Here is a 22,856-nt window from a genome sequence, read left to right as displayed (position 1 = left end):
ATGTTCGTGTTGACCGTCGACCAGCGCGGCAGCCGTCGCGACGTCGACCGGGTCGCGGACCTGCTCACCGAGCTGCGCGACGCCGAGCTGCTGCGCCCGTTCGAACGTACCGCCGGCGACGAGGTCCAGGCCGTCGCCGACGACCCGGCCGTCGTCGTCGATCTCGCACTCGACCTCGTCCGCCGCGGCTGCTGGAGCGTCGGCATCGGCGCCGGCGCCGTCGAGCAGCCCCTGCCGGCGCAGACCCGCGCCGGCCGGGGACCGGCGTTCGAGCATGCCCGCCGCGCCGTCGACCGCGCCAAGAACGCCCCCGCGCGGGTCGCCGTGGAGGGCTCGGACACCGCCGCGGCCGCCGACGCGGACGCCGCCCTCACCCTGGTGGCGCTGCTGGTGACCCGCCGGTCCGACGCCGGGCACGAGGCCGTCGACCTCGTCCGGGGCGGGCTGACGCAGGCCGAGGCCGCCGCGCGGCTCGGCATCAGCACCCAGGCGGTGTCGCAGCGCCTGGCCGCCGCCGGCTGGCAGGCCGAACCGGCCGGCCGCGACCTCGCCCGCCGCCTCCTGGAAAGGGCCGACCGTTGACCGTCGTCACCCTGGTTCTGCTCGCCGTCGCCGCGCTGGCTCCGGCCCTGAGCCTGCGCCGCGGCGCACCGGTGTGGCTCGTCGCCGGGCTCGCTACGGCGGCGCTCGCCGGCGCCGCCCTCACCGCGACGGCCACGCCCGCCGTGCACGGCGTCGCCCTCGCCGCGACCCTGGTGCTCACGACCCTGGCGGCGGTCACCGGGGGCGCCCCCGCCGTGCTGGCCTCGTTCCGCATCGCCCGCCGCCAGCCCGACGCGGGACCGGCCCCCTCCCCGTCGCCGTCGCCGGCCGGCCCCGAACCGCCGCCCGGGCCGCTGCGCGGCGGTCGGGTGATCGGCCTGCTCGAGCGGGCGGCGGTCGCCGCCGCGATCCTGTCCGGCTGGCCGGAGGGCATCGCCGTCGTGCTGGCCGTCAAGGGCCTGGCCCGCTACCCCGAACTGCGCGAACCCCAGGCCTCCGAGCAGTTCATCATCGGCACCTTCACCAGCGTGCTGTGGGCGATCGCGGTGTGCGGGGTCGGGCGGGGCCTGCTCACCTGAACGGCCCTCCGGTCACCGGGGTTCGCCGTGCCGCTGCCCCGGCTGCGGCTGCACCCATCCGCCCGTGATCGGCTCCGACGGCGGCAACGCCGTCGCGGGGGACGCGGCCGGCTCCCCGCCCCGGCGTTCGGCGCCGGTCGGGTTGTGCAGCGCCGGATCGACCGGCTTGCGGGCGACGGCCTCGGCGGCGGCGACGGCCTGCGCGACCTCCGGGTCGCGCGCGGTGGAGAACCAGTCGGCCACCTCGTCGGTGTCATCCTCCGGCCGCGGGAGCCTCTCGTCGACCGGGCTCGGCTCGAACCGGAACACCCCGTCCTCGCCCGGCGCACCGAGGTGCCGGGCGAAGCCCTTGAGGGCGTCCCCGAAATCGCTCGGCACCATCCACACCTTGTTCGCGTCGCCCTGCGCCATCTGCGGCAGCGTCTGCAGGTACTGGTACGCGAGCAACTCGGGCGTCGGCCGACCGGACTTGATCGCCGCGAACACCTTCTCGATGGCCTTCGCCTGGCCCTGCGCCTCGAGGTACTTCGCGGCGCGGTCACCCTGGGCGCGCAGGATCCGCGACTGGCGATCGGCCTCCGCCTCGAGGATGGCCGCCTGCTTGGCGCCCTCGGCCGACAGGATCCGGGACTGCTTGTCGCCCTCGGCGGTCTTGATCGCCGACTCCCGGTGCCCCTCGGCGGTGAGGATCATCGCCCGCTTCTCCCGGTCCGCCTTCATCTGCTTCTCCATCGACTCCTGGATCGACGGGGGCGGATCGATGCTCTTGAGCTCCACCCGGGCCACGCGCAGTCCCCAGCGGCCGGTCGCCTCGTCGAGCACGCCGCGCAGCTGCCCGTTGATCGAATCGCGGGAGGTCAGCGTCTCCTCCAGGGTCATGCCGCCGACCACGTTGCGCAGCGTGGTCACCGTCAGCTGCTCCACCGCCGCGATGTAGTTGCTGATCTCGTACACGGCGGCCTGCGGATTCGTCACCTGGAAGTACACGACCGTGTCGATGCTCAGGGTGAGGTTGTCCTGGGTGATCACCGGCTGCGGCGGGAACGAGACCACCCGCTCGCGCAGGTCCACCTTGGCGCGGATCCGGTCGACGAACGGCACCAGGAACGTCAGCTGTCCCGACACGGTCCGGTAGTAGCGGCCGAGCCGCTCGATCACCGCGGCCTCGGCCTGCGGCACCAGCGCCACCGATTTGACGACCACCAGCGCCACGAACGCCACGACGACGGCGAGCACGATCAGCGCTTCCATCTACGGCCCCTTCCACACGACGGCCGTCGCGCCGTCGATCTGCATCACGGTCACGGTCGTGCCGGGCGGATACACCTCGGTGACGTCCAGCGGACGCGCCGTCCACACCTCACCGTCCAGCTTCACCTGCCCGGAGTGCGCGGCCACCTCCTCGAGCACCAGTGCCTGCTTGCCCGGCAGGGCGTCCACGTTCGTCGCCTTCGCCGGCGGCAGGGCGTAGCGCCGGCGCAGCACCGGCCGCACCCCGCCCAGCAGCACCAGCGACGACACCGCGAACACCACCGCGTCGGCCCACACCGGCAGATCCGTCGCGGCGGACACCCCGGCGGTGGCCAGGGCCGCGCCACCGAGCATCAGCAGGACGAAATCACCCGTCAGCGCCTCCGCGGCGGCGAGCACCAGCCCGGCGATCAGCCATATCAATGCCGACACGACGCCATCCAACCACAAATCGGACATCGCGGGTGGCTCCGCAGGTCACGGCCCCGGCGCGGTCAGTCCCCGGTGGGCTCGGTGACGAAGTCGACGAGCCGCTCGACCGCCCCGATCAGCGGCGCCTCGAGATCCCGGAAGCTCGACACCGCCGAGTAGACGCGGCGCCACCCGTCCTGCGGGCTGCCCCACCCCAGCGCCCGGCACACCCCGGTCTTCCAGTCCTGCCCGCGCGGAATCGTCGGCCACGCCTCGATTCCCAGCGCCTTGGGCCGCACCGCCTGCCACACGTCGACGAACGGATGCCCGGTGACGAGCACGTGCGGCCCGAGGTTCGCGGTCAGCCGCTCCTCCTTGGATCCGGCGACGAGATGGTCGGCGAGCACCCCCACGCGGCGGCCGGGACCGGGCGCGAACCCGGCGAGCCGCTCCCCGAGATTGTCCAGGCCCTCGAGTTGCTCGACCACGACCCCCTCGACGCGCAGATCGTGCCCCCACACGCGTTCGACGAGGGCCGCGTCGTGCACGCCCTCCACCCAGATGCGGCTGCCGCGCGCGACCCGCGCCCGCAACCCCTCGACCTTCGTGGACCCGGACGCGGACCGGGTGGGGCCGCCCGCCCTCGGCCGCGGCGCGGGCCGCACCAGCGTCACCGGCCGGCCGTCGAGGAGGAACGCGGCGGGGCGCAGCGCGAACAGCCGGGTGCACCGCGAAGCGTCCTCGAGCCGGACGAAGTCGCCGTCGTAGGTGCGTTCGATGCCGACGATCGCACCGCACCAACCGGACGCGACGTCCTCGACCACCAGGTCCTTCTCGGCGGGCACCTCGGGGATCGTGGGCTTACGGGCGCGCGGATGGCCGGCGAAGATGTCGCCGCCGTACATGTCGGGACTCACGCCCGCCACGTTAGGGCCGCCGCGGCCGCCGCGGCGGGAGGGCACGCCGACCGGCCGTGGCCCCGTTGCCGGGACGGCGCCTATGCTCGGAAACCGTGAGTTCACCCGGTCAGACCCTGACGGTGTGGGCCGGTTCCTGGTTGGCCGGGCACGCCGCACCGGACGACGTCATCGACGCCCTGCACGCCTGGGCGCCGATGCATCTGGTGGTCTCCCGCGACGAGCCCGCCGCCGACTTCTCCGCCGTGCCCGAGCATTCGCCCGTGGACGGCGCCGCCGTGCTGCTGTCCGCGCTGCGCCGGGCCGATCCGGCCGGCGTGGACGGGATCCGGCTGGTGCTGCCCGTGCCCGGCGACGTGCGGGGCCTGCCGCCGGGCACCGAGCTGGCGCGCGCCGCGGTCGCGGCCGGCGAGGCGGTGCTCGCCGGCGCACCCGGGACCCCCGGTCTCGGCTTCGTCCCCTCGGTGGAGGGGCCCGACGTGCTGCGCTGGACGCTGTTCGCGGTCCCGGCGGTGCCCGAGCCGCCCGCCGAGCCCGGCCTCGGGGAGGCCGAGTTCGCCATGCGCGAGGCGGTGCGGGACGCGGCGGCGAGGGTGGGCCGGGTGCTGACCGTCGGCGCGGACGGCCGCACCGCCGACCCCCGGGAGCAGATCGCGGCCGAGGTCGCCGAACATGCGCGGCACCGGTATCCGGAGTCGATGCCGGGGCGCGCGGCCCGCATCCTCGACTCGGCCGATCAGGTCGCGGCCATCCTCACGGTCGCCGGCCGCGGTGTGGAACCGAGGGCCGCCTCGGCCAGCGGGCAGGCCGCGCGGGAGGAGGCGCTGCGTCCGCTGTGGGCCGCGGTGCGGGCCGCCCGGCTCGGGGCGGTGGCGGCCGCGGTCCGGGCGGGGCATCACGCCTGACCCGATGCCGCGGACACGCCTCGGAGAGGCCCGGCGTCCTCGTTCTCTTACCCCGAGCCCGGGGTGGTGGGCTGAGCCCGCCCGGTCAGCGGCGGGGCCGGGCCGGTGGCCGGCAGCATTCCGGTGCGCACAGCACGCCGTTGCAGCCGACGCCCAGCAGCGGCTGGGTGCCGCGCCGCACGGGGGCGGCGCCGTCGAGGTGTTCGCGCACCAGCTCGCGCACCATCTGCACGAACCGCGGGTCAGGGCCGGCGGTGGCGGCGCGGGCGAACGCCATGCCGAGTTCCGCGGCCCGGTCGCGGGCTTCGGTGTCGAGGTCCCAGACGACTTCGAGGTGGTCGGAGACGAAGCCGACGGGCACGACGACGACCGCGTCGACGCCGCGCGCGTGCAGGGCCTCGAGGTGGTCGACGATGTCCGGCTCGAGCCACGGCACCTGCGGCGGCCCGGATCGGGACTGCCACACCAGGTCGTGGTCGGCGCTGCCGGCGGCGGTGGCGACCAGGCGGGCCGCCTCGGCGACCTGCCGGCTGTACAGGTGCCCGCCCAGCTCGGGTGGGCCGCCGGTGGCGTCGGCGGCGGTGGGCACCGAGTGGGCGGTGAACACCAGGCGCGCCGCGTCGCGGCGGTCGGCGGGCAGCTGTGCCCGCGCCGCGGCGACCGCGTCGGCGACGGCGTCGAGGAACAGCGGGTGATCGTAGAAGTGCCGCAGCTTGGTCAGCACGGGTGCGTCGTCGCCGACGGCGGCGCGGGCGCGGGCGATGTCCTCGTGGTACTGCCGGCACCCCGAATAGCCACCCCACGCCGAGGTGGGGAACACCAGCGCGTTGCGCACCCCGTCGTCGCGCATGGCCGCGACGGTGTCCTCGATCATCGGGTGCCAGTTGCGGTTGCCGAAGTAGATCGGCAGATCCAGCCCGGCGGCGGCGAAGTCCGCCTCGAGGCGCGCGATGAGGTCGCGGTTGAGGGCGTTGATCGGTGAGACACCCCCGAAGTGCAGGTAGTGCTCGGCGACCTCGTCGAGGCGTTCGGGCGGCACGCCGCGGCCCCGGGTGACATTCTCGAGGAACGGGCGCACGTCGTCCGGCCCTTCCGGACCGCCGAACGAGAGCACCAGCAGTGCGTCGTACGGCTCGGAGGTACGGGTCATGGCTCGACCCTAGGCGCCGGCACCGAAGCCGACCTGGGAATGGAATCCCCCGTCGACGTAGACGATCGACCCGGTGGTGCCGGGCAGCCAGTCGGACAGCACCGTGCACACGGTCTTCGCGACGGGCGTGGGGTCGTCGACGTCCCAGCCGATCGGGGCCGCCGCGGACCAGCCCTCGTTGAGCCGGTTCATCTCGGCGCCGGGGCCGGTGGCGTCGCCGGCGATGGCCTTCGCGGCGAGGGTCTTGATCGGGCCGGCGGCGACGAGGTTGGAGCGGATACCGCGGCCGCCGACCTCCTTGGCGACGTACCGGTTGACGGACTCGAGGGTGGCCTTGGACACGCCCATCCAGTTGTAGAACGGGACGGCGCGGGCGGGGTCGAAGTCCATGCCGACCAGGGAGGCGCCGTCGTTGAGGACGGGCAGCAGGGCCTTGGCGAGCGCGGCGTAGGAGTAGGCGGAGACCTCGAGGGCGACGGCGACGTCGGTCCACGGCGCGTCGAGGAACGGGCTGCCCAGGCAGGAGCGGGGGGCGAAGCCGATGGAGTGCACGACGCCGTCGAGGCCCTCGGGGGCGAGCTCGCGCACCCGGCCGGCGAGGGTGTCGAGGTGGTCGGTGTTCTGCACGTCGAGTTCGAGGGCCGGGGGCACCGGCTGCGGCAGCCGCTGCGCGATGCGATCGATCAGGCGCAGCCGGTCGAAGCCGGTGACGACGACCTTCGCGCCCTGTTCCTGCGCGACCTTCGCGGTGTGGAAGGCGATGGAGGCGTCGGTGATGATGCCGGTGACGAGAATGGTCTTGCCCTCGAGCAGTCCGCCCATGAGTGTGTCGGTCCTCCAGTGAGTTTCGGATGTGGTGGCGTGCGTGCCGGCGTCAGTGCCCCATGCCGAGGCCGCCGTCGACGGGGATGACCGCGCCGGAGACGTAGGCGGAGTCGTCGGACGCGAGGAAGCTCACGACCGCCGCGACGTCCTCGGGCTTGCCGAGACGCTGCAGCGGGATGAACTTCTTCGCGGTGTCGCGGACGTCGTCGGAGAGCTCGGCGGTCATGTCCGTCTCGATGAATCCGGGCGCGACGACATTCGCCGTGATCGAACGCGAGCCGAGTTCGCGGGTCACCGAGCGGGCCAGGCCGATGACGCCGGCCTTCGAGGACGCGTAGTTGATCTGCCCCGCCTGACCGGCCATGCCGACGACCGAGCCGAGGAAGATCATCCGACCCCAGCGCCCCCGCAGCATCGCGCGGTTGGCGCGCTTCGCGCACCGGAACGCACCGGTGAGGTTGGCGTCGATGACCTTCGCGAACTGGTCCTCGGTCATCCGCATCAGCAGCGTGTCGTCGGTGATGCCGGCGTTCGCGACCAGGACCTCGACCGGGCCCTGGTGCTCTTCGACCTCCTTGAACGCGGCGTCGACGGACGCGCTGTCGGTGACATCGCACCGGACGCCGAACAGTCCGTCCGGGGCGCCGGAGCCGCGGTGGGTGACGGCGACCTTGTGGCCGTCCGCCTGCAGGCGGCGAGCGACGGCGAGGCCGATGCCGCGGTTGCCGCCGGTGACGAGAACCGAGCGGGGGGTGGCCGCGGGGCGCGGCAATCCGGCGGGGCTGCTTGCGTCAGTCATGGGGTCAAACCCTATCTGGTGGCGGTACGGGTCGGTAACAAGGCGCCCGCGGCGGCGGGCACGCGGTCCGCGGCGCAGGTCAGGGCAGGCGTTGGCGCAGCAGCAGGGCGGCGGCGACACCCCCGGCGACGGCGAGGACACCGAGGATCAGCCACGGGCGGCTGGCGTCGCCGCGGGTGGTCTCGTACCCGATCTGTTCCTCGAGGGTGTTGTAGGCGTCCTCGAGTTCCTGCAGGTTCGATGCGGTGAAGAAGGTGCCGCCGGAGAGGTTGGCGATCTCCTTCAGGGACGGGTCGTCCACCGGCACCGGGATGCGCTCGTCCTCGATCGTGACGGTGCCGTACTCGGTACCGAAGGAGATGGTCGAGACGGGCACGTCCTTGTCCGCGGCCTGCCGGGCGGCGGTGAAGCCGCCGCGCGGGTCGTCGGGGCTCTCCGGGACGGTCTGCTTGCCGTCCGAGAGCAGCACGATCCGCGCCGGGGGTGCCTGGTCGCCGCCGCCGAGCACCGCGGCGAGGGTGTCGACGGACTGCAGGGCCGTGAAGATCGCCTCGCCGGTGGCGGTGCGCTCGCTCAGCTGCAGGTTGTCGATCGCGGTCTTGGTGGCCTCCCGGTTGGTGGTCGGCGAGACGAGCACCGACGCGGTGCCGGAGAACGCCACCAGGCCGAGGTTGATGCCGGGAGTCAGGTCGTCGGCGAACGACTTGGCGGCGGCCTGCGCGGCGGCGAGGCGAGTGGGCTCGACGTCGGTGGCCTGCATCGACAGCGACACGTCGATCACCAGGACAACGGTGGCGCGGTTGCGCGGAACCCGCTGCTCGGCGGTGGGCCCGGCAGCGGCGACGGTGAGCAGCGCCAGCCCGGCCAGCAGCAACGCGACCGGGACGTGCCGGCTGCGGCCGGGCCGCTGGGGGGCGACCTTCTCGAGCAGCTCGAGGTTGGTGAACCGCAGCGTGTGCCGCATCCGGCGGCGTTGCACCGCCACGTATCCGGCGGCGAGGGCCCCGACGACGAACAGGAACAGCAACCACCACGGCGCGGTGAAGTCGGAGATGCTCACCGGCCCCCCTTCACCGGGGCGCCGAAGCTGTGGCGGCGGGCGGCGACGAACCGGACCACGTCGTCGATCCAGTTGCGGTCGGTGCGCAGGCTCAGCAGCGGGGCGCCGCAGCCGCGGACGGCCTTGCGCACGGCGGCGCGGTGCTCGGCGGCGGCCCGGGCGTAGTCGGCGCGCAACTGCTCGCTGGTGGTGAACTCGCGGGTGTGCCCGGTCTCGGGGTCGTGCAGCACGACGTCGCCGAGGTCGGGCAGTTCGAGGTCGCGGCGGTCGAGGACTTCCACCGCGAGCAGGTCGTGCCGGCCGGACAGGGCGCGCAGCGAACGCTCCCAGTCGATGGGGCCGAGGAAGTCGCTGACGACGACGGCCAGGCCGCGGCGACGCTGCGGGCGGCGCAGCGACTCGATCAGCCCGCGCAGGTCCCCGCGGGTGCCGTCGGGGGCGTGCGGGGTCGTCGCGATCGAGCGGAGCATCGCCTGCGTGTGCAACTGGCCGCCGCGGGCGGGCACGCGGTGGGTGCGCGCCCCGGTGCTCACCACGGCACCGATCCGGTTGCCGCCGCCGCCGGCGAGGTAGCCGACCGCGGCGGCGGCGGCCACGGCGAGGTCCCGCTTCTCGCAGACCCCGGTGCCGAAGTCGAGGCTGGGCGAGAGGTCGATCGCCAACCAGGTCTCGAGTTCGCGGTCGGCGACGGTCTGCCGCACGTGCGGGTGGGTGGTGCGGGCGGTGACGGACCAGTCCATCTGCCGCACGTCGTCGCCGGGCTGGTACTCGCGGGCGTCGCCGGGCTCCGAGCCGGGCCCCGGGATGAGCCCGAGGTGGTCGCCGTGCAGCACCCCGTCGAGGCGGCGCCGCACGGTCAGCTCGAGGGTCCGCAGCGCCGCCGTGAGGGCGGGGTCACGCAGCTCGCCGGAACGGAAGGTCGGCGGGGTCACCGGGGGGCGTCGGCTCACCGCTGCCCCGCACCCGCCTCCGGCCCGGTCACGCCTGCCGCCGGCGCGGCCGCGGCCCCGACCGGGACCGGGGCGGGCGGGTTGGCCTGCGGGGCGACCTGCGGCATGCCGACGGTCTGCAGGATGCGGGCGATGATCTGGTCGGGCGTGACGTCGTCGGCGAGGGCGTCGTAGGACAGCACCAGCCGGTGCCGCAGCACGTCCGGGATGATGTCGACGACGTCCTGCGGCACGACGTAGTCGCGACCGCGCAGCAGCGCCAGGGCGCGCGCGGCGGAGATGATGCCGAGGGTCGCCCGCGGGGAGGCCCCGTAGGCGATCCACCCGTCGACCTCGGTCAGGCCGATCTCGCCGGGGGCGCGGGTGGCGAAGATGACGCGCACCACGTAGTCGACGAGGGCGTGGTGGACGAACACGCGGTTGGCGACCTGCTGCAGGCGGATCAGCTCGTCGCTGTCGAGGACCTGCTTGGGTTCGGGTGCGGCCACCCCCATGCGGTAGACGATCTCGCGTTCCTCCTCGACCGTGGGGTAGTCGACGAGGACCTTGAACAGGAACCGGTCGCGCTGGGCCTCCGGCAGCGGATACACGCCCTCGTTCTCGATCGGGTTCTGGGTGGCCATCACCAGGAACGGGTCGGGCATGGGGAAGGTCCTGCCACCGATCGTGACGTGCCGTTCGGCCATCACCTCGAGCAGCGCGGACTGTACCTTCGCCGGGGCCCGGTTGATCTCGTCGGCGAGCACGAAGTTCGCCACGACGGGCCCGAGTTCGGTGTCGAACGCCTCGCGGCCCTGCCGGTAGATGCGGGTGCCGACGAGGTCGGTCGGCACCAGGTCCGGGGTGAACTGCACGCGGGAGAACGAGCCGCCGACGACCTTCGCGAACGTCTCGACCGCGAGGGTCTTGGCCACGCCGGGAACACCTTCGAGCAGCACGTGGCCGCGGGCGAGGACGCCGACGAGCATCCGCTCGACGAGCCGGTCCTGACCGACGATCACCCGTTTGACCTCGTAGATCGCCTGCTCAAGCAGGCGCACATCGTGTGCCTGGTCCGACGTGCGTGCCGCGTCCCCGGCCGGGGCGGCCGCGGCCGCCGTGGCGGTCTTCGCGTCCGACGTTGCCGTGCCCGACGTGCCACCCTCGCGTGAGGTCACCAAGAATCCACCGCTTTCGCCTAGGTCGTTCCTGCTCGAAGTCACCTACCCACACCACTATTCCAGGTGCCGGACGCCCCCGCCGTCGCCGAGCCGACGCCCGCGGTCACCGGTGTCGAGCGAGCCCGCCTCCGGCCGGGCCGAAGCGGTGCCTCAGGACACCATCCGTACCACGTACGGGGTCATGCCGTCCCAGCGTACCGGTGAGATCTTCACGTGCGAACCCGACTGCGGCGCCTCGATCATCTGCCCGTCGCCCAGGTAGAGGCCCACGTGCTGGCTGGCGTTCGGGCCGTAGAAGATCATGTCGCCGCGGCGCATCTCGGCCGACGGCACCTGCTCGCCCGCGGTGTACTGGTAGCCGGTGTAGTGCGGCAGCGAGATCCCGATCCCGGCGAATGCGTAGATCATCAGCCCGGAGCAGTCGAAGCCGACCTTGTTGTAGTCCCCGTAGCTGTCGGCGACGCCGCCGTCGCGGATGCCGAGGGTCGGACCGTTCTCGTCGCCACCACCCCAGGCGTAGGGCACCCCGATCTGCGACATCGCCCGGTCGATCACCGTTTCGACGGCGGCGGTGCCGCCGAGGGTCGAGCCCGGCTTGGGAGTGGTCCTGGGCCGGCTGCGGGTCGGCGGAGACGTGGTGGTGCCCTCCTCCTCGACCGGGTCGGCGCGGTCGGGGATCGTCGAGTCCTCCGAGTCGGACTCGCCGCTGCCGTCGGTCGTCGGCTCGCCCGATCCGTCGGTGCCGTCCCCCGATCCGTCGGTGCCGTCCCCGGATCCGCCGGTGCCGTCCCCGGATCCGTCGGTGCCCGACCCGCCGGTGCCGTCCTCGGATCCGTCGGTGCCCGACCCGTCGGTACCCGACTCGTCCTGCTCGGGCGTGGTGCGGCCCGGCCGGGTGGTGGTCGCGTCGGAGGTGGGTGGCAGCGGCGACTCGAATCCGACCTCGGACTCGCCGGATTCGGCGGCCGCCGGCCGGGGCCGCACGTAGTCGTCGATCTGGGTGTGGGGCCGCTGCCCGTTGGCCAGTTCGGCCGCGCGGGCGCGGGCGTCGGCGTCGGCGGCGACGCGCCGGGCGGCGTCGGCCGCAGCCTGCCGGGCGGCGGTCTCGGCCGCGGCCGCCGCGGCCTCCTCGGCCTGCCGCTGCCGATCCCACTCCGCGTACTGCGCGCGCTGGCCCTCGAGCCCGGTGACGGTGCCGCGGGCCCGGTCGAGTTCGGCCTGCGCCTGCGCGCGGTCCTGTTCGATGCGTTGCTTCTCGGCCGTCTGCGCGGCCAGCGCGGTGCGCGCCTCGGCGATCGCCGCCTCGGCGGCGGCCCGGCGTTCCTCCGCCGCGGCGGCGGCGGCGTCCGCCTCCTGCTTGCTGGCCCGCGCCCGCGAGTCCCGGTTGGCCTGCTCGGTGCGGGCACGTTCGAGGGCGTCGAGGACGACGGTGCGGCCCGCGGAGAGCAGGCGCATGATCTGGGCGCGGTCGAGCAGGTCGTCGGGACCGGTGGAGCCGATGAACGAGGCGAGGGAGGCGACATTGGTGCCCTGGACGTAGCTGTCGCGGGCGAACGCGTCGAAGTCCTGCTGCGCCTGCCGGATCCGGGTGCCCGCGTCCTTCAGCGCCTGCTGCGACAGGGCGACCGCGTGGGCGGCGGCGTCGGCGGCGTCGCGGGCGGACTGCAGGTCCACGAGGGCACGGTTGACGTTCTCCCGCTTGACCGCGACCTGATTCTCGAGTTCGGCGAGTTGCTGGTCGGCGGTGGCGATCCGGAGGATGAGGCTGCCCACCTGGTCCACCCCGGCGGCGACGGCCACCCCGGCGGCCGCGAGATCGGCATCGCTGGGATTCGGCGGCGGGGACGGTACCGCGCCGGCGGACGCGGCGGTACCCGCGATCAGGGAGACGGCCAGGCCGAGACCGAGAACCAGCCGAGTCGTGCGGGACAGTCGGCGTCTTCGGGGCGTCCGCGACGGCTGTCGGGACATCGCCTGCCGTATACCGCTACGCCTCACATCGCCCTCCCTCGGTCGCGCCGGCGGGACGCACCCGAGCGCAACCTGGAAAGGGGTCGCCGCAGCAGCGATCCACCGCGGACGAGGCCGCGGTTGCATCGCTCGGCAGCCCGGCGTCGCCTCACGGTTCGCACCGCGACCCGACTCCGGGTATGTGTGACACCCCTTCCCCAAGAGCGCCAAGTGCACCGTACGACACTTTGCACCCCGAGGAAACTCCAGTCACAAATAACAGAAGGGTAATTCGACCTGTGTCAACGCCCTGAACTGTGACGACGGCCACAGTAGTGGCCGGGAAAATTCTCGGTGCGGTCCGGTCAGCGGGCGGGCCGGTCGGCAGCGACCGTCTCCGCCCCGCCGGTGTCGCCGCGGCGACGGACCGCCTTGGCGAGGTACGTGGCCCCCGCCGCGCCCGCGACCGCGAGCAGCAGCAGCACCGTCAGCAGCGTCCAGGGCGGCGCGGGCTCGGTGAGTGCGTCGACGAAGTTGGACGCCGAGACGACCGGATCGCCGGTGTAGGTGCGGTCCTGCGCGGACTCGAGGAGCACCCGGTCGATGCTGTCGCTGTGGGCGCCGGCCCAGCCGGGGCTCAGCACGAGCACGGTGCCGCCGTCCTCGCCGGCGACGTCGGTCGCGAGGTCGCGCAGTTGCGAGTCGAGCCGGGGATCGCGGTCGAGCACGACGATGCTCAGGTCGATGCCGTGCTGTTGCGCGCGTTCGACGACGGCGACCAGGTCGTCGACGCGGTCCGGGGGTGCCGAGACCTGGTCGTCGGCGAGATCGGCGAGGACCTGCTCGAGCGAGACACCCGGGGGGAGGTCGGTGGCCGACGGTGTCAGGACACGTGACAGGGGCGCAGACATCTCTCTCCGTGGGGCTCGACGGCCGCCGCTCGTGCGGCGCCGTTCGTACCCTACGCGACGGCGCCGCGGCGGCGGCCGGACGCCGGATCGGCGGTTGTGTCCCATCGGTTCACAGGACAAGCGTACTGTTAGACTTGCCGCGAGACGCCTCCGACGCCGTCCGGCCCTGTTCTGCGGCCCGGCTCGGCTCCGGGGCCTCGCTTCGGCCGTCGACACAGCCCCGTCGGCGGCGAGCCTCATCGACGAGTGGAGCTGACGTGAGCACCAGTATTGATTCGTTCGGCGCCAAGGGGACGCTGGAGGTCGGAGAGAACTCCTACGAGATCTTCCGCCTCTCGGCCGTTCCGGGCACCGAGAAACTCCCTTACGCACTGAAGGTTCTCGCCGAGAACCTGCTGCGCACCGAAGACGGTGCGAACATCACCGCCGATCACATCCGCGCCATCGCGAGCTGGGATCCGTCGGCCGAGCCGAGCGTCGAGATCCAGTTCACGCCCGCCCGCGTGATCATGCAGGACTTCACCGGCGTGCCCTGCATCGTCGACCTCGCCACGATGCGCGAGGCCGTCGAGACCCTCGGCGGCGACCCGAACAAGGTCAACCCGCTGGCCCCCGCCGAGATGGTCATCGACCACTCCGTGATCATCGACGTCGCCGGCCGCGCCGACGCCTTCGAGCGCAACGTCGACATCGAGTACCAGCGCAACGGGGAGCGCTACCAGTTCCTGCGCTGGGGCCAGGGTGCCTTCGACGACTTCAAGGTCGTCCCGCCCGGCACCGGCATCGTGCACCAGGTCAACATCGAGCACCTCGCGCGCACCGTCATGGTCCGGAACGGCCAGGCCTACCCCGACACCTGCGTCGGCACCGACTCGCACACCACCATGGTCAACGGCCTGGGCGTGCTCGGCTGGGGCGTCGGCGGCATCGAGGCCGAGGCCGCGATGCTCGGCCAGCCGGTCTCCATGCTCATCCCGCGCGTGGTCGGGTTCAAGCTCACCGGTGAGATCAAGCCGGGCGTGACCGCCACCGACGTGGTCCTCACCGTCACCGAGATGCTGCGCAAGCACGGTGTCGTCGGCAAGTTCGTCGAGTTCTACGGCAAGGGCGTCGCCGAGGTGCCGCTGGCCAACCGCGCCACCCTGGGCAACATGAGCCCCGAGTTCGGCTCCACCGCGGCGATCTTCCCGATCGACGAGGAGACCGTGAACTACCTGCGCCTGACCGGCCGCAGCGACGAGCAGCTCGCCCTCGTCGAGGCCTACGCCAAGGAGCAGGGCCTGTGGCACGACGCGGATGTCGAGCCGCAGTACTCCGAGTACCTCGAGCTCGACCTCGGTGACGTGGTTCCGTCCATCGCCGGCCCGAAGCGCCCGCAGGACCGGATCCTGCTGTCGGAGTCGAAGAGCGCCTTCCGCAAGGACATCCACAACTACGTGGAGGAGCACCACCCGGCCGACCACACCCAGCTCGACGAGGCCGTCGAGGAGTCCTTCCCGGCGTCCGACCCGGTCGCCCTGTCCTTCGCCGACGACGGTGCCGTGAATGTCCAGTCGGCCGCGAACGGCTCCGAGGGCCGGCCGACCAAGCCGGTCAAGGTCGTCTCCGAGGAGAAGGGCGAGTTCGTCCTCGACCACGGTGCCGTCGTGATCGCCTCCATCACCTCCTGCACCAACACCTCGAACCCGTCCGTGATGCTCGGCGCCGCGCTGCTCGCCCGCAACGCCGTCGAGAAGGGCCTGTCGGCCAAGCCGTGGGTCAAGACCTCCATGGCCCCCGGCTCGCAGGTCGTCACCGACTACTACGAGAAGGCCGGCCTGTGGCCGTACCTCGAGAAGCTCGGCTTCTACCTCGTCGGCTACGGCTGCGCCACCTGCATCGGCAACTCCGGCCCGCTGGACGAGGCGATCAGCAAGGCCATCAACGACAACGACCTGACGGCCACCGCGGTGCTCTCCGGCAACCGCAACTTCGAGGGTCGCATCTCCCCCGACGTGAAGATGAACTACCTGGCGTCCCCGCCGCTGGTCATCGCCTACGCCCTCGCCGGCACGATGGACTTCGACTTCGAGCACGACGCCCTCGGCCAGGATGCCGACGGCAACGACGTGTTCCTGAAGGACATCTGGCCCTCCGCCCAGGAGATCCAGGACACCATCGGCTCCGCGATCAGCCAGGAGATGTACGTCAAGGGCTACGCGGACGTGTTCAAGGGCGACGAGCGCTGGCGTGGCCTGCCCACCCCGGAGGGCAAGACCTTCGAGTGGGATCCCCAGTCCACCTACGTGCGTAAGCCCCCGTACTTCGAGGGCATGCCCAAGACCCCGGCTCCGGTCACGGACATCAAGGGGGCGCGGGTGCTCGCGCTGCTCGGCGATTCGGTCACCACCGACCACATCTCCCCCGCCGGCAACATCAAGGCGGGCACCCCGGCCGCGCAGTACCTCGAGGCCAACGGTGTCGAGCGCAAGGACTTCAACTCCTACGGCTCGCGGCGCGGCAACCACGAGGTGATGATCCGCGGCACGTTCGCGAACATCCGGCTGCGCAACCAGCTCCTCGACGACGTCTCGGGCGGCTACACCCGCGACTTCACGCAGGACGGCGGCCCGCAGGCGTTCATCTACGACGCGTCGCAGAACTACCAGAACGCCGGCATCCCGCTGGTCGTGCTGGGCGGCAAGGAGTACGGCTCCGGTTCCTCGCGGGACTGGGCCGCCAAGGGCACCAGCCTGCTCGGCGTCAAGGCCGTCATCACCGAGTCGTTCGAGCGGATCCACCGCTCCAACCTCATCGGCATGGGTGTCGTCCCGCTGCAGTTCCCCGCCGGCGAGTCGGCCGCCTCGCTGAAGCTGAACGGCACCGAGGTCTACGACATCGAGGGCATCGAGAAGCTGAACGAGGGCGTCACCCCGAAGACCGTCAAGGTCACCGCGACCCGGGAGAACGGCGAGAAGGTCGTCTTCGACGCGGTCGTGCGGATCGACACCCCCGGTGAGGCGGACTACTACCGCAACGGCGGCATCCTGCAGTACGTGCTGCGCAACATGATCAAGGGCTGACGTCCGAGATCGGTTCACCGCACACGCAGTGCACCGGCGGCGGGCTCGGGACGTCTCGTCTCGGGCCCGCCGTCTCTTCCCCGAAAGGACGTTCGCGGTGCCCAAGGTCAGTGAGGACCACCTCGCCGCACGCCGGAGTCAGATCCTCGCCGGCGCGCGACGGTGCTTCGCCGAGTTCGGCTACGACGGCGCCACGGTGCGCCGCCTGGAGGACGCCACGGGACTGTCCCGCGGCGCGATCTTCCATCACTTCAAGGACAAGGACGGGCTGTTCCTGGCGCTGGCCCAGGAGGATGCGGCGCGGATGGCCGACGTCGCCGCCGAGCAGGGCCTCGTGCAGGTGATGCGGGACATGCTCGCCTCACCGGAGCAGTTCGACTGGCTCGGCACCCGGCTGGAGATCACCCGGCGCCTGCGCACCGACCCGGACTTCGCGAAGGCGTGGACACAGCACTCCGCCGAGCTGACCAAGGCGACCGTGGGCCGGCTCGAGCGGCAACGCGAAGCCGGCCGGCTGCGCGACGACGTGCCGACCGAGGTGGTGCTCAGCTACCTGGACCTGGTCCTCGACGGCCTCATCGCGCGGCTCGCCTCGGGCACCGCCGACAGCGAACTGTCGGCGGTACTGGACCTGGTCGAGGAGTCCGTGCGACGGACTGCCGCCGGCTGACCCGCTCAGGTCGAGGCGCGCGCCGCGCTCCGCCGGTTCGGTCCGCCCCGGCCACGCAGCGCTACATGGGACTCCACGAGCACGTTGTGCACGAACCCGTAGGAACGGCCCGTCTCCTGCGCCAGCGTCCGGATGCTCGCCCCGGCCTCGTAGCGGCGTTTCAGTTCTGCCTGGAGACGGTCACGCGATTCCCCCGTGACCCGTGTGCCCTTGGTCAGTACATTCCCGGCGTGCCCGGATTTGCGTGCCATCGGATCCTCCCGTCGGCTCGGCAAGGCCCCGCTTCCAGGCTAGTGGACGGGGCGAGGTGCCGGGAGGAATCGCGCAGGTCCGGGCCGCGGCCGCACCCCGCGCCGGCACGCTCGGCTCCGGGTACTCCCGCGCACGGTCACGCAGGGCCGGACCTCACGCCAGCTGGATCAGCTCCAGGTACTCCTGCGACCAGTGGTCCTCGGAACCGTCCGGCAGCAGGATCACCCGCTCCGGATCGAGCGCCTCGGCCGCGCCGGGATCGTGGGTGACGAGCACGACCGCACCGGCGTAGCTGCGCAGCGCGTCGAGCACCTGCTCCCGCGAGACCGGATCGAGGTTGTTGGTCGGCTCGTCGAGCAGCAGCACGTTCGCCGCGGACGACACCAGTCCGGCCAGCGCCAGCCGGGTCTTCTCACCGCCGGACAGCGTCCCGGCCGGCTGGTCGAGCTGCGGGCCGGTGAACATGAACGCCCCGAGCAGCCCCCGCAGGTCCTGCTCCCCCGCGTCCGGCGCCGCGTGCCGGATGTTCTCCCACACCGTCGCGTCGTCGTCGAGGGTGTCGTGCTCCTGGGCGAAGTAGCCGATCTTCAGGCCGTGGCCGGGCGCCAGCCGGCCCGCGTCCGGGGTCTCCACCCCCGCGAGCAGACGCAGCAGCGTGGTCTTGCCGGCACCGTTGAGACCGAGCACGACGACACGGCTGCCCCGGTCGATCGCCAGGTCCACACCGGTGAAGATCTCCAGCGAGCCGTACACCTTCGTCAGGCTCTCGGCCATGAGCGGGGTCTTGCCACACGGCGCCGGCTCCGGGAACCGGATCTTGGCCACCTTGTCGGCCACCCGCACCTCGTCGAGCTCGGCGAGCAGCTTGTCGGCGCGCTTGGCCATGTTCTGCGCCGCGACGGCCTTGGTGGCCTTCGCGCCGAGCTTGGCCGCCTGCTGCCGCAGCGCGGACGCCTTCTTCTCGGCGTTGGCGCGTTCGCGGCGACGGCGCGCCTCGTCGGTGGCCCGCGCGTCGAGGTACTTCTTCCAGCCCATGTTGTAGATGTCGGCCTCGCCACGCACCGCGTCGAGGAACCACACCTTGTTCACGACGTCGGCGAGCAGGTCCACGTCGTGGCTGATGACGACCAGGCCGCCGTCGTGGTTCTGCAGGAATCCGCGCAGCCAGGTGATCGAGTCGGCGTCGAGGTGGTTGGTGGGCTCGTCGAGCAGCAGGGTGGTGGTGGACTTGCCGGAGCCGTCGGAGGCGGCGAACAGGATGCGGGCGAGTTCGACGCGGCGGCGCTGACCACCGGACAGGGTGCGCAGGGGCTGGCCCAGGACCCGGTCCGGCAGTCCGAGGCTGGTGCAGATCCGAGCGGCCTCGGACTCGGCCTCGTACCCGCCGAGGGCCGAGAAGCGTTCCTCGAGCGACCCGTACTTGCGTACCGCCCGGTCACGGACGTTCTCGTCGACGGCCTCGGCCATGACGGCCTGCTGCTTCTCCATCGCGCGCAGGATCTCGTCGAGGCCGCGGGCGGAGAGCACACGGTCCTTGGCCAGGACGTCCAGGTTGCCCTCGCGGGGATCCTGCGGCAGGTAGCCGAGGTCGCCGGAGCGGACGACGGCGCCCGCGTACGGCTCGCCCTCCCCCGCGAGGATGCGCAGGGTGGTGGTCTTGCCGGCACCGTTGCGCCCGACCAGCCCGATCCGGTCGCCGGGCTGCACCCGCAGCGCCGGGCCCGGCGCCGAGAGCAGCGTCCGCACGCCGGCGCGGACTTCCAGATCGGTGGCGGTGATCACGCGTGAGGCTCCTCGGGGACGACTCGGATTGGCTGCCAATGATGCCGCAGGGGCAGGCGCACGAACCATTCAATTTACCGTGTCCACCCCGGGATGCCGGGGTGAGATGCGCTACGTTCGCCGGCATGACCACTTCCCCCGACACCTCCCCCGGCTCCGACCTCACGGGCCGCGCGGCGCTGGTCACCGGAGCGAGCCGCGGGATCGGCAAGGCGATCGCCGCGGCGCTGCTCGCCCGCGGCGCGAGCGTGGCCCTCACGGCCCGCCACGCCGAGCCGCTCGCCGAGGCCGCCGGCGAGCTGCGCGCCCTCGGACACGGCGGGCAGGTGCTCGAGCTGCCCGGTAACGCCGGGGACGCCGACACCCGCGCCGAGGCGGTGCGCCGCACCGTCGCCGAGCTCGGCGGGCTCGACATCCTGATCAACAACACCGGCATCAACCCCGTCTACGGGGCGTTGATGGACGCCGACCTGGACGCCGTCCGCAAGATCTTCGACGTCAACGTCGTCGCCGCGCTGGGATTCGTGCAGCAGGCCTACCGCGCGTGGATGGCCGAGCACGGCGGTTCCGTGATCAACGTCGCGAGCGTGGCGGGCCTGCGCTCGACCGGCGTGATCGCCGCGTACGGGGCGTCGAAGGCGGCGCTGATCCGGCTGACCGAGGAGCTGGCCTGGCAGCTGGGGCCGGGCGTGCGCGTCAACGCGGTCGCGCCCGGGGTGGTGAAGACGAGGTTCGCGGCCGCGCTCGTCGCCGGCGGTGAGGACACCGCCGCCGCCCGATACCCGATGGGCCGCCTCGGCACGCCCGAGGACGTCGCCGAGCTGGTCGCGTTCCTGGTCTCCGATGCGGCCGGCTGGATCACCGGGGAGACTGTGCGGGTGGACGGTGGACTGCTGGCGACGGGAGCGATGTAGCGGGTGATAGACGCGGAGGTGCTGGTCGTCGGGCTCGGGCCGGCGGGGCGTGCGGTGGCACACCGGGCGGTCGCCGCGGGTCTCGACGTGCTGGCCGTGGACCCGCAGCCGGATCGGCCGTGGACTGCGACGTATGCGGCGTGGCTCGACGAGCTGCCGTCGTGGCTGCCCCCCTCGGTGCTCGCGGCGCGGGTGGACGAGCCGGCGGCGTGGACGGTGCGGCCACACCGGATCGAGCGCCCCTACGGTGTGTTCGATGCGTCGGCACTGCAGCGAAGCCTGGCGCTGGAGCCTGCGCGGGTACGGGCCGGCCGGGTGGACGCCGTCGCCCCGGATCGCGTCACCCTCGCGGACGGAAGCGTGCTGCGGGCCCGGAGCGTGATCGACGCGCGCGGGGTGCCCGCCGACCGCTCCCGCGCCCAGCAGACCGCCTTCGGGGTCACGGTCGACACCGCCACTGCCGCACCCGTGCTGGAGGGCCGCGCCGCCTGGTTCATGGACTGGCGGCGCGACAACCGCACCCGCTCCGGGGATGCGCCGTCGTTCCTGTACGCGGTGCCGCTCGGCGGCGGCCGGGTGCTGCTGGAGGAGACCTGCCTGGTGGGGCGGCCCGCCATTCCGCTCGCCGAGTTGCGGCGCCGCCTCGAGGCCCGGCTCGCCGCGCGCGGGGTCACGCTGAGCGGGACGGAGCCGGTGGAGCGGGTGCGGTTCGCCGTGCAACCCCCGCCGGGGTCGGCGCGCGGGGTGGCCCGGTTCGGCGCCCGCGGCGGGCTGATGCACCCGGGCACCGGCTACGCGGTGGCGGCGTCGCTGGCGGCGGCCGATCCGGTGGCGCACGCGCTCGCCGGGGGCCGCAGCGCCACGGCGGCGTTGTGGTCCCCGTCCGCGCGTGCGGTCGCGCAGCTGCGCGCCTCGGGGCTGCGGGTGCTGCTGGGACTACGCCCGGAACAGACCCCGGCGTTCTTCGCGGGGTTCTTCACGCTGCCACCGGAACGCCAGCGCTCCTACCTGTCGGGCCGCACCGACCTCGGCGGGACGGTGGCGGCGATGACCCGGATGTTCGCGACGGGTTCGCCGGCGTTGCGCGGGGCGATGCTGCGCGCCCTGTGGTGAGGAGTTCGCCCGGTTCCGCGCGGCGGGCGCCGATCTCGATCATGATGGAACCATGCGTTCGATCTGGAAGGGTTCCATCGCGTTCGGGCTGGTGAACGTGCCGGTGAAGGTGTATTCGGCCACGGAGAGCCACGACATCCGGTTCCACCAGGTGCATGCGAAGGACGGCGGGCGGATCAAGTACGACCGGATCTGCACCGAGTGCGGCGAGTCGGTGCCCTACACCGAGATCGACAAGGCCTACGACTCCGACGAGGGCGTGCGGGTCGTGCTCGCCGACGAGGACTTCGACAAGCTGCCCGTCGCGGAGAAACACGAGATCCCGGTGCTGCAGTTCGTCCCGACCGAGCAGATCGACCCGATCCTGTTCGAGAAGTCGTACTACCTCGAGCCGGACTCGTCGTCGCCGAAGGCGTACACGCTGCTGGCCGAGACGCTCACGCAGACCGATCGCACCGCACTGGTGCACTTCACGCTGCGGCAGCGCACCCGGCTGGCGGCGCTGCGCAACCGCGACGGCGTGCTCGTGCTGCAGACCCTGCTGTGGCCGGACGAGGTGCGGTCGGTGGCGTTCCCGGTGCTCGACGACGCGGAGCCGCCGAAGCAGAAGGAACTGGCGATGGCGGAGATGCTCGTCGAGTCGATGGCCGACGACTTCCGTCCGGACGAGTTCACCGACGAGTACCAGGTCGAGCTGCGGTCGCTGATCGACGACATCATCGCCCGGGGCGGCGAGAAGGTGCTGCCGGTGACCCCGGCGGGGGAACCCGCCGCCGAGGACGCCGAGGTGCTGGACCTGGTGGCTGCGCTGCAGCGCAGCGTGGACGCCGCCGCGGCCGGCGACGAGTCGGGCGCGGCCGCGCCCGCCCGGGGCGCGGCGGCGAAGAAGACGCCCGCCAGGAAGAGCGCCGCGAAGAAGACGCCGGCGAAGAAGACCACGGCCGAGAAGCCCACCGCGAAGAAGACGGCGGCGAAGAAGACCACCGAGAAGGCCCCCGCGAAGAAGTCCACCGCGCGCAAGCGGGCCTGAGGCCCCGGCACCGGCCGGGGCCTCAGGTGTCGGATGGGTGCCGGCCGCGGCCGGCACCACATCTCAGTCCAGTCCGTCGCCGAGGCGGCGCAGGAGCGCCGTGAGCTGCTCCACGTCGGCCGGGTCCCATGCGGACAGCCGGCGACGCCACCGCGCCGTCTGCTCGCGCTGCAGCGCGGTCAGCCGCTCCCGGCCTTCCGGGGTGAGCGCCACGAGCCGCGCCCGCGCGTCCTGCGGGTCCGTCGTCCGCTCGACCAGGCCGAGCCGGGCGGCGGCGTCGATGCGCCGCGTCAACGTCGACTTCTCGATGGCGAGATCCGCGAGCAGCTCCGACATCGCCACCGCGTCGGCGCGGCCGAGCAGCACCAGCAGCGGGTAGCACGCCGGATCCAGCCGGGGGTGGACGGCGCGGGCCCGCTCCCCCATCTGTGCCCGGCCGCGGCGCATCAGCGCCATGAACTCGTGTTCGAGGGCGGTGATCGGATCCGGGGAGCTGCCGGCCCCCGGATCCGGTCTCTGGTGTACACCGGCCCCGAAGCCGTCACACGAGACGGTGAAGTTCTGGACTCTCAGCAGCTGATTCACTCGGTTCCTCCCGCACTCTCGATGAGGATGATACGGAG

22 protein-coding genes are annotated in these 22,856 nt (G+C 72.7%); 8 read left to right on the top strand and 14 right to left on the bottom strand.

Annotated features, from left to right (window positions below):
- Both AIIKEEIJ_RS15085 and AIIKEEIJ_RS15080 read left to right on the top strand, forming a co-directional pair.
- A complete protein-coding gene (locus tag AIIKEEIJ_RS15085; protein WP_161995982.1) occupies positions 1 to 582 on the top strand; it encodes a hypothetical protein in 582 nt (193 codons plus the stop codon).
- Entirely contained in the window at positions 579 to 1,121 is a 543-nt protein-coding gene (locus AIIKEEIJ_RS15080; protein WP_006939313.1) for a hypothetical protein, read from the top strand. Before AIIKEEIJ_RS15085 ends, AIIKEEIJ_RS15080 begins: the two co-directional genes overlap by 4 nt.
- A 12-nt stretch (positions 1,122 to 1,133) precedes the next feature.
- On the opposite strand, the gene AIIKEEIJ_RS15075 is transcribed toward AIIKEEIJ_RS15080, so the two are convergent.
- From AIIKEEIJ_RS15075 to AIIKEEIJ_RS15065, 3 genes are all read right to left on the bottom strand, one after another.
- Positions 1,134 to 2,372, bottom strand: a complete 1,239-nt coding sequence (locus tag AIIKEEIJ_RS15075; RefSeq protein ID WP_006939305.1) for an SPFH domain-containing protein — start codon at positions 2,370 to 2,372, stop codon at positions 1,134 to 1,136.
- The gene (locus AIIKEEIJ_RS15070) at positions 2,373 to 2,804 is read right to left on the bottom strand and encodes an NfeD family protein (protein WP_029543671.1); all 432 of its coding nucleotides are present in this window, start codon (positions 2,802 to 2,804) and stop codon (positions 2,373 to 2,375) included.
- A 62-nt stretch (positions 2,805 to 2,866) separates the two neighbouring features.
- Positions 2,867 to 3,688, bottom strand: coding sequence for a DUF3097 domain-containing protein (locus AIIKEEIJ_RS15065; RefSeq protein ID WP_029543669.1), 822 nt, complete (start codon positions 3,686 to 3,688; stop codon positions 2,867 to 2,869).
- Between the two features lie 107 nt (positions 3,689 to 3,795).
- Between AIIKEEIJ_RS15065 and AIIKEEIJ_RS15060 the strand changes: the two genes are divergently transcribed.
- Positions 3,796 to 4,605, top strand: coding sequence for a hypothetical protein (locus AIIKEEIJ_RS15060; protein WP_006939299.1), 810 nt, complete (start codon positions 3,796 to 3,798; stop codon positions 4,603 to 4,605).
- Positions 4,606 to 4,690: 85 nt separating this feature from the next.
- Here the strand turns inward: AIIKEEIJ_RS15060 and AIIKEEIJ_RS15055 are convergent, their stop codons facing one another.
- From AIIKEEIJ_RS15055 to AIIKEEIJ_RS15020, 8 genes are all read right to left on the bottom strand, one after another.
- Positions 4,691 to 5,755: a ferrochelatase gene (locus tag AIIKEEIJ_RS15055; RefSeq protein ID WP_006939297.1), complete on the bottom strand. Its 1,065-nt coding sequence runs from the start codon at positions 5,753 to 5,755 to the stop codon at positions 4,691 to 4,693.
- 9 nt (positions 5,756 to 5,764) lie between these two features.
- Positions 5,765 to 6,577, bottom strand: coding sequence for an NADH-dependent enoyl-ACP reductase InhA (gene inhA / locus AIIKEEIJ_RS15050; protein ID WP_006939295.1), 813 nt, complete (start codon positions 6,575 to 6,577; stop codon positions 5,765 to 5,767).
- Positions 6,578 to 6,629: 52 nt separating this feature from the next.
- Positions 6,630 to 7,379 (bottom strand): 3-oxoacyl-ACP reductase FabG1, encoded by a 750-nt coding sequence (gene fabG1, locus AIIKEEIJ_RS15045; protein ID WP_006939293.1) that lies wholly within the window; start codon positions 7,377 to 7,379, stop codon positions 6,630 to 6,632.
- A 79-nt stretch (positions 7,380 to 7,458) separates the two neighbouring features.
- Complete coding sequence (locus AIIKEEIJ_RS15040; RefSeq protein ID WP_006939291.1) at positions 7,459 to 8,439, bottom strand: VWA domain-containing protein; 981 nt, start codon at positions 8,437 to 8,439, stop codon at positions 7,459 to 7,461.
- A complete protein-coding gene (locus AIIKEEIJ_RS15035) occupies positions 8,436 to 9,389 on the bottom strand; it encodes a DUF58 domain-containing protein (protein WP_029543665.1) in 954 nt (317 codons plus the stop codon). The genes AIIKEEIJ_RS15040 and AIIKEEIJ_RS15035 overlap by 4 nt, the downstream gene beginning before the upstream one ends.
- Complete coding sequence (locus tag AIIKEEIJ_RS15030; RefSeq protein WP_006939288.1) at positions 9,386 to 10,546, bottom strand: AAA family ATPase; 1,161 nt, start codon at positions 10,544 to 10,546, stop codon at positions 9,386 to 9,388. The genes AIIKEEIJ_RS15035 and AIIKEEIJ_RS15030 overlap by 4 nt, the downstream gene beginning before the upstream one ends.
- Before the next feature lie 153 nt (positions 10,547 to 10,699).
- On the bottom strand, positions 10,700 to 12,520 hold the full coding sequence (locus tag AIIKEEIJ_RS15025) for an NlpC/P60 family protein (RefSeq protein ID WP_161995981.1): 1,821 nt from the start codon (positions 12,518 to 12,520) through the stop codon (positions 10,700 to 10,702).
- A 344-nt stretch (positions 12,521 to 12,864) separates the two neighbouring features.
- The gene (locus tag AIIKEEIJ_RS15020) at positions 12,865 to 13,410 is read right to left on the bottom strand and encodes an Rv1476 family membrane protein (protein WP_006939285.1); all 546 of its coding nucleotides are present in this window, start codon (positions 13,408 to 13,410) and stop codon (positions 12,865 to 12,867) included.
- Between the two features lie 257 nt (positions 13,411 to 13,667).
- Here AIIKEEIJ_RS15020 and acnA point away from each other — a divergent pair, with 257 nt between their 5' ends.
- Both acnA and AIIKEEIJ_RS15010 read left to right on the top strand, forming a co-directional pair.
- On the top strand, positions 13,668 to 16,472 hold the full coding sequence (gene acnA, locus AIIKEEIJ_RS15015; protein ID WP_065922572.1) for an aconitate hydratase AcnA: 2,805 nt from the start codon (positions 13,668 to 13,670) through the stop codon (positions 16,470 to 16,472).
- A gap of 97 nt (positions 16,473 to 16,569) precedes the next feature.
- Positions 16,570 to 17,142, top strand: a complete 573-nt coding sequence (locus AIIKEEIJ_RS15010; protein ID WP_006939281.1) for a TetR/AcrR family transcriptional regulator — start codon at positions 16,570 to 16,572, stop codon at positions 17,140 to 17,142.
- A 5-nt stretch (positions 17,143 to 17,147) separates the two neighbouring features.
- On the opposite strand, the gene AIIKEEIJ_RS15005 is transcribed toward AIIKEEIJ_RS15010, so the two are convergent.
- Both AIIKEEIJ_RS15005 and AIIKEEIJ_RS15000 read right to left on the bottom strand, forming a co-directional pair.
- Positions 17,148 to 17,393: a helix-turn-helix domain-containing protein gene (locus tag AIIKEEIJ_RS15005; RefSeq protein ID WP_006939279.1), complete on the bottom strand. Its 246-nt coding sequence runs from the start codon at positions 17,391 to 17,393 to the stop codon at positions 17,148 to 17,150.
- Between the two features lie 154 nt (positions 17,394 to 17,547).
- Positions 17,548 to 19,176, bottom strand: coding sequence for an ABC-F family ATP-binding cassette domain-containing protein (locus AIIKEEIJ_RS15000; RefSeq protein ID WP_006939277.1), 1,629 nt, complete (start codon positions 19,174 to 19,176; stop codon positions 17,548 to 17,550).
- A 125-nt stretch (positions 19,177 to 19,301) separates the two neighbouring features.
- On the opposite strand from AIIKEEIJ_RS15000, the gene AIIKEEIJ_RS14995 reads away from it, so the two are divergent.
- From AIIKEEIJ_RS14995 to ku, 3 genes are read left to right on the top strand one after another with little or no spacing between them, the layout of a single operon-like run.
- Positions 19,302 to 20,090 (top strand): SDR family oxidoreductase, encoded by a 789-nt coding sequence (locus AIIKEEIJ_RS14995; RefSeq protein ID WP_043798805.1) that lies wholly within the window; start codon positions 19,302 to 19,304, stop codon positions 20,088 to 20,090.
- A 3-nt stretch (positions 20,091 to 20,093) separates the two neighbouring features.
- A complete protein-coding gene (locus AIIKEEIJ_RS14990) occupies positions 20,094 to 21,203 on the top strand; it encodes a lycopene cyclase family protein (RefSeq protein WP_006939274.1) in 1,110 nt (369 codons plus the stop codon).
- 52 nt (positions 21,204 to 21,255) lie between these two features.
- Complete coding sequence (gene ku, locus AIIKEEIJ_RS14985) at positions 21,256 to 22,233, top strand: non-homologous end joining protein Ku (RefSeq protein WP_006939272.1); 978 nt, start codon at positions 21,256 to 21,258, stop codon at positions 22,231 to 22,233.
- Between the two features lie 63 nt (positions 22,234 to 22,296).
- On the opposite strand, the gene AIIKEEIJ_RS14980 is transcribed toward ku, so the two are convergent.
- Positions 22,297 to 22,689 carry a MarR family winged helix-turn-helix transcriptional regulator gene (locus AIIKEEIJ_RS14980; protein ID WP_044476102.1) on the bottom strand — a complete coding sequence of 131 codons (393 nt, stop codon included), beginning with the start codon at positions 22,687 to 22,689 and terminating at the stop codon, positions 22,297 to 22,299.
- Between the last annotated feature and the right edge of the window lie 167 nt (positions 22,690 to 22,856).

The sequence above is a fragment of the Rhodococcus sp. YH1 genome (genome assembly GCF_009939605.1).
GTDB lineage: Bacteria > Actinomycetota > Actinomycetes > Mycobacteriales > Mycobacteriaceae > Rhodococcus > Rhodococcus aetherivorans.
The sequence above is the reverse complement of the archived record's forward strand: the minus strand, read 5'-3'. Positions and strand labels throughout refer to the sequence as shown.